The sequence below is a fragment of the Gemmatimonadota bacterium genome (assembly GCA_041390125.1).
Lineage (GTDB): Bacteria > Gemmatimonadota > Gemmatimonadetes > Longimicrobiales > Gaopeijiaceae > JAGQIF01.
The window spans coordinates 40855-54032 of the sequence record JAWKQN010000025.1 but is presented as its reverse complement, the minus strand read 5'-3'; the positions used below and the strand labels follow the sequence as shown (position 1 = coordinate 54032).

Genomic DNA, 13178 nt, shown 5'->3' with positions numbered 1-13178 from the left:
CTGGCCCCGCGCGAAGGCGGGCAGGAGCAGCGTACCGGCGGCGCCGGTGCCGAGCGTCCGTACGAAGCGGCGCCGCCTCATCGGCCGGCCATCCGGATGCGGCCCGGTGGGGCCGCCGTGAGCGTGCCCAGCTCGCGCACATGCTCGGTGATGGCGTCGCGCACGAGCACACCCAGGTCCTCGCGCGCGACCGGGTCCTCCAGCGTGGTGAAGCCGTCGCCACCGTTGGCCACGAAGTCGGCCGTCACCAGCCAATACGTGCGACCCGGCTCCACCGCCGCACCGTCCACCTGGACCTGGATGGCGTCGGGCTCACGGCCTTCCATGCGGAACGTGAGCCCCGCCACCGGGTGGCCGCCGCGGGCGGCGATCTGGTCGGCCAGCGCCTCCATCTGCACGCCGGTGAGCTGCAGGAGCACGAGCGTGTTCTCGAACGGGAAGACCTCGTAGATGCGGGCGAGCGTGACCGGGCCTCGCGGGATGGGCGCACGCAGGCCGCCGTCGTTGAGGAGGGCGGCGTCGACCGGGTGATCCGTGCGCCGGCGCGCGGCCGCCAACATGGCGTCCGTGGCCAGGGCCCCGAGCGCTCCTTCGGGGCGGGCCTTCACGATGCGATCCTCGGCCTGGGCCAGCACCTCCGAGAGGCGCTCGTCGAGGCGTACGCGGAAGGGGGCCACCAGGGCCTCCAGCACGGGGTCGTCCGGGAGCGCGGCATCGACCTCCTGGAACGAGCCCGAGGCGGTGGCGTCCAGGGGCGCGCGGGTCCCCGGGGCGGAGCCTCCACAGGCGGCCAGGAGGACCACCAGGAGCGGGATGAGTGGCCTGCGCATGCCCCAAAGATCCGTCCCCGAGGCGCCCGCGTAAACGGGTCGGAGCACCGGCGGACCCCGGGCACCGGGCCACGCCTCCGCTCCTGCCCGGCCCCGGGCACCGGGCCGCCGGAGCCGCGGGTCCGTACCGCCGGGGCGCGGTGGGCCGGGATCTTGCTCTGCTCGACGACCACCCCCCAGCGGATCCATCACGGGTGGAGTCGAAGGTGATTCGTCAGATCGTACGTGACATGAGGGCGCGGCGGGCATGGGCCGCCCTGCCCGATGCGGCGCGCAGCGAAGCACGCCGGGACCGCGAGACGGGGCTGCTGGCCGATCCCGGATCGGACTGGGCCTGCGAGCGCGCCACGCAATGGCTGCTACGCGCGCAGGAGTGCTCCGCCTCCCGGGATGGGGGCATCGCCCGCCACTACTCGCTGGTGGACGGCTGGAGCACCTCCTATCCGGAGACCAGCGGCTACATCGTCCCCACGCTGTTCGGCGAGGCCGATCGGCGCCGCGACCGCCACATCGAGAACGCCGCCCGCCGGGTACTCGACTGGCTCGTTTCGATTCAGATGGAGTCCGGGGCGTTCCAGGGCGGGGTCGTCGGAGCCCGACCGTTGGTGCCGGTCACCTTCAACACGGGTCAGATCCTGCTGGGGCTGGCCGCGGGGGCCCACCGCTTCGGGGGCACCTACAAGCAGGCCATGCGCCGAGCCGCGGACTGGCTGGTGCAGACGCAGGATCCGGACGGGGCCTGGCGGACCCATCCGACCCCCTTCGCGGCGCGCGGGGAGAAGACCTACGAGACCCACGTCTCCTGGGGACTGCTGGAGGCCGCCCGGGTGGATCCGGCGCGGGGCTACACCGAGGCCGCGCTACGCCAGGTGCGCTGGGCGGTCCGCCACCAGCAGGAGAACGGCTGGTTCGAGCTCTGCTGCCTCGACCGCCCGCATGCGCCGCTCACCCACACCATCGGCTACGCGTTCCGGGGCGTGATCGAGGCCTATCGGCACAGCGGGGAGCGGGACCTCCTCGTGGCGGCGCAGCGGACGGCGGATGGCGTGCTCGCGGCTCAACGGCCGGACGGCTCGATCGGTGGCCGGCTGGACGCGGACTGGGCGTCCGTGGTCGACTGGGTCTGCCTGACCGGTGTGGTACAGATCGCCGCCGGCTGGCTGCTGCTGTGGAAGGAGACCGGCGACGAGCGCTACCGGGAGGCGGCCAAGGCCGCCAACCGCTACGTGCGCCGGACGCTGCGTCGGGACGTGTCCGAGGACCGGCTCGGCGGCGTGAAGGGCTCCTTCCCGGTGGACGGCTCGTACGGCCGGTTCGAGTATCTGGCGTGGGCGCCCAAGTTCCTGATCGACTCGCTGCGGCTCGAGCAGCAGATGGAGCAGGTCGCGCGCCTCGCGCCGACGCCCGTCCAGGAGCGCGTCGTCCTCCGGGTCGGTTGAGCGGGCGCTTCCGCTCCTGGTTGGATCCGGATCCGGAGCGCCTCTCCCGCCTGAGCGCGCTCGAGGCCGAGAATCCGCTCCTCACGCCCGGCTACGCCGAGGCGCGCCGACGCATCGGCGAGCGGGTGGTCCTGCTGGTTCTGGAAGACGGGGACGCCTGGAGCGCAGGCGCCCTGGGCTTCCTGCGCGGACGGGGCGGGGGCCTGCTCGAGATCCCGTGCTCGCCGGGCGTGCCCGCCGACAGCCCCTTCTGGAGCGGTCTGGCGGACTTCGTCCGCGCGCAGCGCGTGCGCGCGGTGGAGCTGGCCTCCTTCGCGTCCACCTCCGTCGACCTGCCGCAGTGGCCCGACCGTTTGCGGACGACGCCACGCACCGAATGGGTCCTGGACCTGGCGGAGGGCGCGGGTGCCGCGGACCTCTCCACCGGGCACCGGCGCAACGCCCGCAAGGCGGTCGCAGCGGGCGTGGAGATGGTGGTCCGCCCCGGCGCCGAAGGCCTCGACGCACACCTCGGCTGCTTTGAAAGCTCCATGGACCGGCGGGCCCAGCGCGGGGAGACCGTGCCGTCGGACCTGGGGGACGAGCTGCTGCGCGGCTGGCTGGAGACGGGCGCCGCCGAGCTGGTGCAGGCCGTACGGGAAGGACAGGTGCTGTCCTCCATCCTGGCGCTGCGCAGCCCGGCCGGCGCCTACTACCAGTCGTCGGGGACCACGGAGGAGGGGCGCGAGCTGGGGGCCAGCCCCTTCCTGGTCGCCGCCTTCGCGGAACGGCTCGCGGGCGAGGGGGTGACACGCTTCAACCTGGGCGGCGCCCACGACGACAATCCCGGGCTGCAACGCTTCAAGCGCGGCTTCGGTGCGCGCGCCGTCCCGCTGGAGTCGGGCCGCTTCTCGACAGCGTCCGGGGGCCTGCACAAGTTGTGGGAGCTCGGCCGCCGTGCGCGCGCGGCCTTCCGGGCCCGCCGCGCGGGCCGTTGATCCGACCCTTCACCGCCAGGCCCATGCGCATCCTTCGCCCGCTTCTCGTGCTCGTCCTCCTGGCCGTCGCCGCGCCGGTGACCGCCCAGGACTCCCACGCCGCCAAGGTGCAGCGCGTGTTGGACCGCGTCCCGCTCATCGACGGACACAACGACCTGCCCTGGGCGATCCGCAACAGCAGCGCGGCGCCACACGACGTGGCGGCTTACGACCTGCGCCGCCGTACCGCCGGGCACACCGACATCGATCGCCTGCGGCGCGGTGGGGTCGGCGCCCAGTTCTGGTCGGTCTACATCCCCTACGAGTCCGTCGAGACCGGGGCGGCGCGGATGCAGCTCGAACAGATCGACATCGCCAACCAGGTGATCGATCGGTACCCGGACGTCTTCGAGCTGGCGACGACCGCGTCGGACATCGAGGGCATCTTCGGGCGCGGCCGGATCGCGTCGCTCCTGGGCATGGAAGGCGGCCACGCGATCGAGAATTCGCTGGGCACGCTGCGCGCCTTCTACGCGGCCGGCGCCCGGTACATGACGCTCACGCACTCCACCACCATCGATTGGGCCGACTCCGGCACCGGCGAGCCCACGCACGACGGGCTCACCGAGTTCGGGAAGGAGGTCGTGCGGGAGATGAACCGGCTGGGGATGCTGGTGGATCTGTCGCACACGTCCCCGGCCACCATGAACGACGCGCTCGACGTGGCCGAGGCGCCGGTGATCTTCTCGCACTCGTCGGCCCGCGGTGTGACGGACCATCCGCGCAACGTGCCGGACGACGTGCTGCGTCGTCTGCCGCAGAACGGCGGGGTGGTCATGGTGACGTTCGTGCCCTCGTTCGTGTCGTCCACGGGCGAGGCCACGTTGTCCGACGTCGCCGACCACATCGAGCACATCCGTCGGGTGGCCGGCATCGAGCACGTCGGGATCGGGGGCGACTTCGACGGCATCGAGTCCACCCCGGTGGGCCTCGAGGACGTCTCGACCTACCCGGCCCTGCTGGAGGAGCTGTCCCGCCGGGGCTGGAGCGAAGACGATCTGGCTCTGCTCATCGGCGAGAACCTGCTCCGGGTCATGCGGGAGGCGGAGGCCGCCGCGCGCCGGATCCAACGGGAGCGGGGACCCTCGATGGCCACCATCGAGCAGCTCGACGGGCGTCGCACCAGCAACTGAGCCCCGAAGGGGTGGGGACGGACGAGGGGCGGCCGGACGACCGGCCGCCCCTCCTTGCGTCCCGGGGGGTCGCTCCCTGGCGGACCGCCGCCCGGTCCCTCCAAACCATCCACCGGCCCGGCGCGTCAGAACGGGTGCGATGGCGACAACGACCACGGCACGAGCCCGGGAGCCTGGACACCACGTGACCACCGCGGCCGTCTCCATGGAGACCCTGGTGCAGCGGGCGCAGGGCGGGGACCGCTCCGCCTTCGCGGAGGTGTACCGCCGCTCCGTGGACCGGATCTACGGCCTCTGCCTGCGCATGACGGCCGATCCCGACCGGGCGGCCGAACTCACGCAGGACGCCTTCGTGCGGGCCTGGGAGCGGCTGGACTCCTTCCGGGGCGACAGCCGCTTCAGCACCTGGATGCACCGCCTGGCCGTCAACGTGGTGCTCCAGGAACGACGGACCCGGGCGGGGCGGGAGCGATGGGTGGAGCCGACACCGGACGTGGAGCGCTACGCGGCGCAGGCACGCGGGGCCTTCACGGAGACGCGGATCGACCTGGAGCGCGCTCTGGCGACGCTCCCGGAGCGGGCCCGCGAGGCCCTCGTGCTGAGGGACATCGAAGGATTCAAGTACCGTGAGGTGGCCGTCATGACCGGGGTGGCCGTGGGGACCGTGAAGGCCCAGGTCCATCGGGCGCGACAGCTGTTGAAGGAGGTCTTGGAGCGATGAGTGGCGTATCCGACGAACGTCTGCACGACTACCTGGACGGGGAGCTGGACGAGGCCGCTGCCCGCGCGCTCGACGTCGAGTTGGAGCGCGACGTCGACGCCCGCGAGCGCCTGGAGGCGCTGGCCGACCTGCGCAACGCCCTGGGGGCCCTTCCGCTGGAGGCGCGCGCGCCCGCCGGCCTGTGGTCTGGCATCGCGGAGCGGATCGGAGCGGAGGCCGCCGCGGCGGAGCGGCCCAGGGTGGTCCCGCTCCACGCGCACCGGCAAGGCCCGCCCCGCTTGGCATCCCGCAGCGTCCTGTGGGCCGCCGGCCTGGCGGGCCTGCTGGCGGTGGGCGCCTACCAGATCGGGGTCCGGCGCGGCGCCACGCCCACGGTGGAGACGGCGCCGGTCGTGGCGACCGCGCCCGCACCGGGAGACGCCGCGCCGGTGCGCGCCGCGGGTGACGTGCGCGCCGTCTACGACGACGCGGTGCGCCAGCTGGAGGCGGCGCTGGAGGCTGGAACCGATGTGCTCCAGCCCGAGACGCGCGCGACGCTCGAGCGCAGCCTCGCCACCATCGATCGGGCGATCGTGGAAGCGGAAGCGGCGCTCGCCGCCGATCCAGGCAGTCCGATCGTCGAGCGACGCCTGCTGAGCGCACTCCAGTTCAAGCTCGATCTACTGCAGCAGGCGGTCGTCGCGGTGCAACGCGCCGCCTGATGCGAGGACTCGCGCGGAAGCGCGCACGGATCCCAGGGAGGAGACGGACGTGGGCATCATGACTGTGGGGCTCCTGGCCATGCTGGCCGTGGCCCAGGACACCGACACCACCTTCGCGGCTGCGGGCGCGCGACACATCGAAGTGTCGAACGCGGCCGGAACCGTGCAGGTGCGCACGTGGGACCGGGATGCGGTGCGGGTGCGTGCCGCGCACTCGCGGCGCACGGAGATCGAGATCCGCCGCCGGGAGGACACCTGGCGCCTCTCCACGGATCGGGGAATCACGGCCGGTATCGCGGATTACGAGCTGACGGTCCCGCGTGGCTTCGGGGTCACCGTGGACGGGATGTACTTCACGCTGGACGTGGAGGGCGTCGGAGGTCCGGTGGAGGCCCAGTCCATCGAGGGCGCCATGCGCGTCGTGGGGGCCAGGGGCGTCGTGGAGCTCCACGCCATCAACGGCCGCATCACGCTCGAGGACACGGAGGGGACGATCAAGCTCGGGGGGGCGGCCGAGCGGATGGATCTCCGCGATGTCGGTGGGGAAGTGACCATCGAGTCGATCGGCGGGGACGTGCAGATGACGGAGATGAGCGCGTCGAAGGTGGACGTCAGCTCCGTCGGAGGGGATATACGCTACAGCGGGGCGCTGGCAGACGCGGGCGAGTACGTCTTCACGTCCCATGGCGGGAGCGTCACGGTGGCGGTGCCGGAGGGCACGAACGCCGATGTCTGGGCCGCGAGTGTGATGGGCGAGATCGACATCGGCATGACCGGGGTCGACGAGCGGGCCGAGCGCGGGCGACGGCAATTCACCTTGGGGCGTGGCGGCGCCGATCTCGAGATCGAGACGTTCGGTGGGCGCATCACGATCCGGCCATTGGGGGAGGGAGGACGATGAGGACCAGGAGCGGAGCGGTGGGGATGGCGATCGGGTTGGTGCTGGCGGGCGTGTTCGGTGGCGGACAGCTCGAAGCCCAGACGCCGGTGGAGGGCGTGTGGAGCGTCCGCGTCGGTAGCGACCGCGGGGAGCGTTCCATCCAGATGGAGGCGGACGAGGGCAGCCGCCGGAGCCATCGCACGTCGCTGCGCCTGGATGCGTCGGAGTGGCAACGCTTCCGGGAGCGGATGGAGTCGGGATCGACCTTCGAGCTACGGCGCGATGCAGGGACCCTGACGTTCCGGGCCGACCGTCTGCGTGAACGCCGCTGGGACGGCGAGTTCAGCTTCACGCCTCGGGAGGGCTACCGGGACGAGATGGCACGGAAGGGATACCGGATGACCGATCGCGAGGTCTTCGCGGCCGCCACCCTGGACGTCGGCACCGACTGGCCGGATGAGCTGGCGCGCGCCGGCTTCACCGACACGGACGTCGACGATCTCTTCAGCTCGCGCATCTTCGATGTGACGGGCGCCTTCGTGCGCTCCTTCACCGCGGCCGGGCTGGCTGACCTCGACCTCGATCGCTACGTCGCCTTCCGCATCCACGGGGTGACGCCGGAGCTGGCGCGCGACGCCGCGGCGTTGGGCCTGGGTCGGCTGGACGGCGACGATCTGGTGCAGATGCGCATCTTCGACATCACCCCGGAGTTCATCCGGGAGGCAGAGTCGCTGGGGGTGCGCACGCCCGACGTGGACGACCTGGTGCAGATGCGGATCTTCGAGATCGATCGCGCTGCCGTCGAGGCCGCCGAGGCCCTGGGGCTGGGGCGCGACCTGACCCTGGATCAGATCCGGACCTTGAAGATCCACGACGTCGATCGCGAGTTCGTGGACGGACTGCGCGAGCTGGGACATGCCCCCGAAGACGTGGACCAGGCCGTGGCCTTCCGCATCCACGGGGTCACTCCCGCCTGGGTGCGGGAGCTGCACGAGCAGGGCTTCGAGGACCTGGATGCGGACGAGCTGCTGCGCCTGCGCATCCACGGCATCGACCGCATCCTGCGCAAGCGGCGTCCCTGAGCGGGAGCTCGCCGCTCAGGGCACGAGGGTGACGATCGCGGGGGAGGCGCCGGAGCAGCCTGCCGCATTGCAGGCGCGCACCCGGTAGTAGAGGAGCGACCCGCGCCGGACGTTGGTGTCGCGGAAGGTGGTCTCGTCGGTGCCCACCTCGCCGATCTTCACCCATGCCGAGAAGATGCTCCCCTCCTCGATCTCGAAGCGCGTCTCGTTGTTGCTGTTGTCGTTCCACTCGAGGTCGATGTGGCTTCGCGAGATGGACACGAACCGCAACCCCGACGGGTTGGCGGGAGGCGATTGTGGCGGCGGCGTCGTGGCCTTGGTCTCGGCCCAGGCCGAGCACCCGGACGCGTTGCAGGCGCGCACGCGGTACTCGTAGGTCTCGCCAGCGCTCAGGCCCGTGGCCGTGAAGGTCGTGACGCCGGCCCCGAGCTGAGCGGCCGATTGCCAACCGCCCTTGGGGCCCTTCTGCTCCAGCTCGTAGCCGGTCTCGCCGGACACGTCGCTCCAGGTCACCTCGATCTCGGACGATCCGGTCGCTCGGGCCGTCATGTTGCCCGGCGTGGCCGGCACCGCCGCGGGGACGGACGCCGAGGCCACGTTGCTGTATGCCGAGCAGCCGCCGCTGTTGCAGGCACGGACCCGGTACTCGTAGGAGGAGCCGGCCTGGGCGCCGGTGTCGGTGAAGGTGGTGGCATTGGCGGACGGCGTGCCGATGCGGGCGAAGGATCCCCCGCCGCTCGTGCGGCGCTCGACCTCGAAGCCGGACTCGTTGCCGGCATTGTCCACCCAGCTCAGGTCCACCGCGCTGCCGGACACGGTGGCGGTGAGGTCGGTCGGAGCCGCCGGCGCGGTGGGCGCGGCGGGATCGAGCGTGAGCCGCACCGGCACGAAGACCGGATCCACCGAGTTGCCGTTGACTTCCACCGAAGCGGAGTACGTACCGGCCGTCAGCCCCGCCGTGCCCACGAGCAGCGACAGCGAAGCCGGGGTGCTGGAACGGTCCAACGTGGCGATCAGCCACCCGGTAGGCTCTCCGGGTGCGTAGCTGACGGCCTTGCCGAGCCCCGTCACCGTGCCCGCCCCGCCGTTGGTGACCTGGACCGTGCGGAGCGGGAGCGTACCGCCGACGCTCCCCTGGATGGAGACGCTCGCGGGCGCCACGACCAGCCTGGGTGGAGCCGCGCCGACGTCCAGGCGCACCGCGAGCACCGCGGACGGCACACCCGCCACGCGGGATGCGATCTCCACCTCGGCCGTGTAGGAGCCCGCCACGAGCGAGCCCGTCAGGGACTCGACCGTGAGCGTCACGGGTGCGGTCGATCCCGACAGCGTAGCCCGGAGCCATCCCGGGCTCCCTCCGCCATAGCGCACGGTGGTCACGAGGTCTGTGAGCGTGCCTCCGCCTCCGTTCCCCACGTCCACGGTGGCGCGGTCCGCGTTGGTGAGGCGCACGGAGTCCGGATCGACCCGGACGGACGGTGTGGAGGTGGTGACGGAGAACTCCACACGCACGGCCACCGATTCCGTGGCGAGCGGTGACGTGATGCGCACCTCGGCGCCGTACCGCCCCAACCCCAGAGCCCCGGGGTCCACGTCCAGCTCGAGCGTGGCCGGCGTGGCGGTGGAGACGAGGGAGGGCGTGAGCCAACCGATGGGGTCGCCCGCGTCGTAGACGACCTGTGCGGTCAGCCCGGAGAGGCTCCCGCCGGTGCCGTTGATCCGTACGGTCGCGGGCGCCGGTCCGGCGCCGCCCACGTCTGCCCGCAAGGTCACGAGGGAGTCGGACAGCAGCAGCTGACCGCGCTCGCGCACGTTGATCGCGGCGGACGCCGTGACCCCCGCGACCGTGGCCGTGATGGCAGCCAGTCCCTCTTCGAGGCCGGTGACGCGTCCCTGCGAATCCACCAGCGCCACGTCCGCGTCGCTGCTCCGCCAGGAGATGGCCACGCCCGGCAGCGGATTGCCATCCTCGCCGACCGCCGACGCGCTCAGCTGCACGCTGCCACCGATCGCGACGTCCACACTCCGGGGGCTGATCTCCACGCGGCCCACGGGCAGCGGCGCGACTGCGACGGTGTCACAGGCGGCGACGAGGAGGGGGCAGAACCAAAGCAGCCGCCGCGCGAGATGCGAGACGCGGTTCACGATCGACCATCCCTGCAGGAATCCGTGGGGTGGCCGGTGGGGGAAGCCGGCAGGAGTCGAGCGTGCCGACCCTATATGGATCGATACCCGGAACCTCCCGTCGCGTCAACAGTTGGCGGGGGTTGCCGCTCCAACGCAGCGCCGTACCGGGGGAAGCCGACACGTCGCATCGCCGCCCACCCGATGGCGGCTCCAGCCGACTGCACCAGGGGATCCGTGATGGTCGGCAGGCGGAGATAGAGCACGAACTGCGAGGCTTCCAGCGCGAGCGCGAAGAGCACCACGGGCCAGATGCCCGCGGCCCAGCCCCGGCGCCGCAGGGGCCAGACCGCCAAGAGCGCCCCCACCGGGAGGAACAGCAGGAACCCGGAGGTGATGTCGAAGACCCCGAACAGGTCGGTGCGGAAGCGCGCGTCGCCGAGCGGCAACCACCAGGGAAAGGTGATCTTGATGTGCAGCGAGAGTGGAGTAAGATCGAGCCGGTAGGGCCGGGTCAGCCACGCGAGCAGGACCACCGCGTAGAGCGCCAGCAGGGCACGCGGCCGCTCGGGGCCCCGCAGTGCCCGGCTGAAGCGCGGCAGCAGGACCGCTCCGAGGGCAGCGCCCGCAGGCACAGCCAGCCCGTGTACCAGGATCGCTCCCATGCGGATCGGGATGCCCAGCATGCCGTGCGCGACCTCCAGTCCCACCGCCGCCACGACACCCGCCACGGTCGTGACCGCGGCGGACCTGCGGTAGCTCCACCCGAGCTCCACCAGGGCAGCGACGGTGAACAGTCCTGCGGGAAGGAAGAGCGGCACATCCCCCAGCGGGAGGGACCAGCTCGGATCCGCCCGGAACGCGACCAGGACGGTGGCGAGCCGTTCCCCGGGGGCGCCCCAGGCTCCCGGCGCCATGCGCTGCCGGAACAGGGGCACGATGGCTTCCGCCGCGCACGCGCACGCGTAGGCCGCGGCCAGCAACGCCGCCGGCATCCCCACGAAGGAGCGCCGACCCACGCCGACAGCGAGCAGGCGCAGGAAGGCCAACGTGGTCAACACGCCCAGGGCCGCACCCGTGGTGTTGGTGGCGACGTCGAGAAGGCTGGCCGTGCGGCTCGTGAAGAACAGCTGGGCCAGCTCCACCGCGAGGCTGAGGGAGGCGCCCGTGGCTGTGGCGCCGACCAGGAGCGTGCGGGACGCGCGGATGTCGCGGGCGGTGAGGACCCACAGCAGCCCCCAGCCCGTGAACAGGGCCACGTTGCGGATGGCATCGATGAGCGCGGAGGGCCGCAGCGGGGGCCGCAGGAACTCGGCGACGCGCTGGGCGAACGTCAGGTTCTCGGCCACCGGGGCCTGGAGGAGCGTGGCGGCCGCGACCACGCCGACGTAGGCCGCCAGCGCTCCCCACCGGACGCGGGGCGAGGGCGGGAGGCTCAAGGTGTCCGCCCCACGGCAGAGCCGCAGGACTGGCTCGAAGGGGAGGGGGGGGCCACCTTCACGGCATGACCCGTGAGACCCTGCAGAGGAAAGCCATCCGGCGCGCCCTGGAACGGGCGGGACGGCCCCTGGCCCCGGTGGAGGTCCTGGAGGCCGCGCGCGCGGAGTGCGAGGGTCTGGGGCTGGCCACGGTCTATCGGAATCTCCGGAGGCTCGTCGACGAAGGGTGGCTCGCGCAGGTGGAGCTGCCCGGAAGCCCGCCGCGCTACGAGCGTGCCGGCAAGCCGCACCATCATCACTTCCTGTGCCGGATCTGCGAGAGGGCCTTCGATATCGACGCGTGCTCCGACGCCTACGTCAATCTCGTGCCCCGGGGGTTCGCGATCGAGGACCACGAGATCACGCTCTTCGGGACCTGCGCCGCCTGTGCCTGAAGGGACTGGCGTCAGGTCCGGGCGGCTTCCATCCCCTGATTCGCGGCATGTCCGTGCGGAAGCGGACATCCGCACGTGGTGCGGCAGCGCGCCCGATGGATCAGCCGCCCGTTCCAGACGAGCGCGGCCGCCATGGTGAGCCCGCCGATCGGTGAGACGAGGGTCTCCGGGAGGGGCGCGAACAGCCCCAAGATGGACGCGGCCCACAGCGCGGCGCCGGCGAAGACGAGCGCCCGGACACGGCGATCGCCGTGCAGCCGTGACCCGGACCGCAGGGGCCATTGCGCCAATGCCAGGGACGAGGCGAGCAGAACCCCCTCCCAGCGGTGGGACAGGGCGAGCGCCGGGAAAAGGCCGACGAGCACGGGCGTCAGCACGCAGTGCACGGCGCAGGCGGCGGGCAGCCAGGTGGCCACCCACTGCGGGGTCGTGCGTACACGTGCGTCCGTCGGCGTCACGGCCAAGCGTCTCCGGGTCCGGGTCAGGCCATAGAATGATAATCGATTATCATATCCCGGGAAGCCCGAGGGCGTTCCGCTCCGGGGTGCGTTCCCGCGTCCCCGCGCTGCTGGCCCTCCTGGCCCTCTGCGTGGGCCCGTCGGCGGCGCAGGCCCAGATCCGCCCGCTCGATCCCATCGCCTGGCGGGACTTCCGGTTGCCGCTGGGGGCGGCGTCCGTGGGCGCCGCCATCTACTCCGCCCAGCCCGCGTCCCTGGCCGGCGTGGAGGGGCGCATGGTGGAGCTCGGGAGCCTGCGCGGTGTCGTGCGGGTGGGCCGCGTGCTCTTCGAGGCGTCCGGCAGTGCCTGGCGCATGCTCGACGAACGGATCTCGCTCAACGATCCGGTCTCGGGTGTCCGGGACGCCGTGGAGGGACGGCGCGCCGACGTGGGCGACTACCGCTTCTCCACCATGGTGCTCCTCACCGAGCCGCGGAGTGCGTGGGGCGCGGCCTTCCGCTTCGGGGCGCGGTTGCCCACCACGGACGAGACGGCAGGGCTGGAGCGGGACGAGACCGATGTGTTCTTCACGGTGGCGACCCAGTGGCAGTCCAGCCACGTCCGTCTGTTCGCCGAGGGAGGACTCGGCATCTTCGGGGTCGTCAGCACCGTGCCGGACCAGACGGACCCGTTCCTGTACATGGCCGGGATCCAGATGCCGCGCTCGACGATCACGGCGGGGCTGGAGCTGGTGGGCCACTACGACACCCGCCATGCCGGGCCGCCGCGCGGCAACGAGCATCTCTCGGAGCTGCGTCTGCGCGTCCGCAGTGAAGGAGCTACGTGGGGCGAGCTGGTGGCGCTGCGCGGCCTGGCCTCGTTCAGCCCCGACTATGGGCTGGAGTTGCGGATCGGCCGGACGTTCTGACGGTGTGGACGCC

General features: G+C 72.2%; 13 protein-coding genes. 9 read left to right on the top strand and 4 right to left on the bottom strand.

From position 1 onward, the window contains the following. Nucleotides 1-77 precede the first annotated feature (77 nt). Nucleotides 78-830: a 5'-nucleotidase gene (locus R3E98_20355; GenBank protein ID MEZ4425758.1), complete on the bottom strand. Its 753-nt coding sequence runs from the start codon at nucleotides 828-830 to the stop codon at nucleotides 78-80. A gap of 206 nt (nucleotides 831-1036) precedes the next feature. Between R3E98_20355 and R3E98_20350 the strand changes: the two genes are divergently transcribed. The 7 genes from R3E98_20350 (at nucleotide 1037) to R3E98_20320 (ending at nucleotide 7802) form a co-directional block, all read left to right on the top strand. Continuing rightward, nucleotides 1037-2269 carry a prenyltransferase/squalene oxidase repeat-containing protein gene (locus tag R3E98_20350; protein MEZ4425757.1) on the top strand — a complete coding sequence of 411 codons (1233 nt, stop codon included), beginning with the start codon at nucleotides 1037-1039 and terminating at the stop codon, nucleotides 2267-2269. Continuing rightward, nucleotides 2266-3246: a GNAT family N-acetyltransferase gene (locus tag R3E98_20345; GenBank protein MEZ4425756.1), complete on the top strand. Its 981-nt coding sequence runs from the start codon at nucleotides 2266-2268 to the stop codon at nucleotides 3244-3246. The genes R3E98_20350 and R3E98_20345 overlap by 4 nt, the downstream gene beginning before the upstream one ends. A 23-nt stretch (nucleotides 3247-3269) precedes the next feature. Then, nucleotides 3270-4418 carry a dipeptidase gene (locus R3E98_20340; protein MEZ4425755.1) on the top strand — a complete coding sequence of 383 codons (1149 nt, stop codon included), beginning with the start codon at nucleotides 3270-3272 and terminating at the stop codon, nucleotides 4416-4418. 184 nt (nucleotides 4419-4602) lie between these two features. Then, complete coding sequence (locus R3E98_20335) at nucleotides 4603-5139, top strand: sigma-70 family RNA polymerase sigma factor (GenBank protein MEZ4425754.1); 537 nt, start codon at nucleotides 4603-4605, stop codon at nucleotides 5137-5139. Next, nucleotides 5136-5840 carry a hypothetical protein gene (locus R3E98_20330; protein MEZ4425753.1) on the top strand — a complete coding sequence of 235 codons (705 nt, stop codon included), beginning with the start codon at nucleotides 5136-5138 and terminating at the stop codon, nucleotides 5838-5840. The genes R3E98_20335 and R3E98_20330 overlap by 4 nt, the downstream gene beginning before the upstream one ends. Nucleotides 5841-5898: 58 nt before the next feature. Continuing rightward, complete coding sequence (locus tag R3E98_20325; GenBank protein ID MEZ4425752.1) at nucleotides 5899-6741, top strand: DUF4097 family beta strand repeat-containing protein; 843 nt, start codon at nucleotides 5899-5901, stop codon at nucleotides 6739-6741. Beyond that, nucleotides 6738-7802, top strand: a complete 1065-nt coding sequence (locus R3E98_20320) for a hypothetical protein (GenBank protein MEZ4425751.1) — start codon at nucleotides 6738-6740, stop codon at nucleotides 7800-7802. The genes R3E98_20325 and R3E98_20320 overlap by 4 nt, the downstream gene beginning before the upstream one ends. Before the next feature lie 15 nt (nucleotides 7803-7817). On the opposite strand, the gene R3E98_20315 is transcribed toward R3E98_20320, so the two are convergent. Both R3E98_20315 and R3E98_20310 read right to left on the bottom strand, forming a co-directional pair. Further along, a complete protein-coding gene (locus R3E98_20315; GenBank protein MEZ4425750.1) occupies nucleotides 7818-9947 on the bottom strand; it encodes a fibronectin type III domain-containing protein in 2130 nt (709 codons plus the stop codon). A gap of 71 nt (nucleotides 9948-10018) precedes the next feature. Further along, entirely contained in the window at nucleotides 10019-11365 is a 1347-nt protein-coding gene (locus tag R3E98_20310) for a VanZ family protein (GenBank protein ID MEZ4425749.1), read from the bottom strand. A 65-nt stretch (nucleotides 11366-11430) separates the two neighbouring features. On the opposite strand from R3E98_20310, the gene R3E98_20305 reads away from it, so the two are divergent. Further along, nucleotides 11431-11799, top strand: a complete 369-nt coding sequence (locus R3E98_20305) for a transcriptional repressor (protein MEZ4425748.1) — start codon at nucleotides 11431-11433, stop codon at nucleotides 11797-11799. An 11-nt stretch (nucleotides 11800-11810) separates the two neighbouring features. Here the strand turns inward: R3E98_20305 and R3E98_20300 are convergent, their stop codons facing one another. After that, nucleotides 11811-12257, bottom strand: coding sequence for a MerC domain-containing protein (locus R3E98_20300; GenBank protein MEZ4425747.1), 447 nt, complete (start codon nucleotides 12255-12257; stop codon nucleotides 11811-11813). An 86-nt stretch (nucleotides 12258-12343) separates the two neighbouring features. Here R3E98_20300 and R3E98_20295 point away from each other — a divergent pair, with 86 nt between their 5' ends. Beyond that, nucleotides 12344-13165, top strand: a complete 822-nt coding sequence (locus R3E98_20295) for a hypothetical protein (protein ID MEZ4425746.1) — start codon at nucleotides 12344-12346, stop codon at nucleotides 13163-13165. The last annotated feature ends 13 nt before the right edge of the window (nucleotides 13166-13178 follow it).